The organism is Micromonospora craterilacus (assembly GCF_003236315.1).
Lineage (GTDB): Bacteria > Actinomycetota > Actinomycetes > Mycobacteriales > Micromonosporaceae > Micromonospora > Micromonospora craterilacus.
Window position 1 is genome coordinate 1 of the sequence record NZ_POTY01000517.1, and the last position, 865, is coordinate 865.

The 865-nt window shown below is 76.2% G+C and carries 1 protein-coding gene; it reads right to left on the reverse strand.

The window, feature by feature from the left end; all coding sequences use genetic code 11:
• Positions 1–865, reverse strand: an 865-nt coding sequence (locus C1I95_RS34185; RefSeq protein ID WP_499878002.1) for a cupredoxin domain-containing protein, incomplete at both ends; no start/stop codon positions are given.

Genomic DNA, 865 nt, shown 5'->3' on the forward strand with positions numbered 1-865 from the left:
GGTCAGCCCGGTGGGCGCCCGGGGGGAGACGCGTACCACCAGTGGTCGGCTCATGCCTTGGTCGCGGTGCCCGCCCGCGCCGCTCGACCAGCGGTACTCCCAGCCCAGGTTGACCAGTTGGTTGACCACCGACGCGGGACGGCCGTCGAGCGGGCTGATCGAGGTGGTTCCGGTCCGGACGCCGGCCGGCCGGGTCGGGTCGAGCAGCCGTACGCTGTCGCCGATCTTGAACGGCAGTGGCGGTGCCTCCGGCCGTAGGGCGAGCACCACGTCCTCGCCCGGATCGACCCGGACGATCTGTTTCCAGCCCAGCTCGCCCGGATGCGGCGGTCGGATCGTGCCGTCGCGGCCGACCCGGCTGACCACCTGCACCTCCAGCCCGTCGAACCGCACCGGGTGGCTCTGCCGGCCCGTTCCGCGCACCCGCCACAGCTGGCTGCCGTCGCCGGGCGTGCCGACCGCGACGGCCGGGTCGGAGACGTGCAGCACCTCGGTCGCCGGGTCGGTCGGGCCGAGCGGCAGGGTCGCCTCGGCCAGTGGCCCGGCCTGCGGGTGCCCGACGCCGAGGCGGCCGGTGAGCCGGCCGTGGCCGGGTTCGAAGACCGGCCGCACGGCCTTGACCTCCAGCGGGAGGGTCACCGGCGTGGGGCCACCGGGCGGGGTGAACTCGACCCCGGTGGCGTGCACCGGTACCCGGGTCGGGCCGGCGGTGACGGTGCCGAAGCTGGGGTCGTACGCCGGTTGCGGCACGATCGGGGGGCGTTGGCTGGCCGCGTACGCGCCGGGCAGCCGGTCGCGCAGCCGGTCGAGGTCGTACGGCGGGGCGGGGCTGCCGGCCACCCGCAGCTGCATCAGGGTGCGGGTG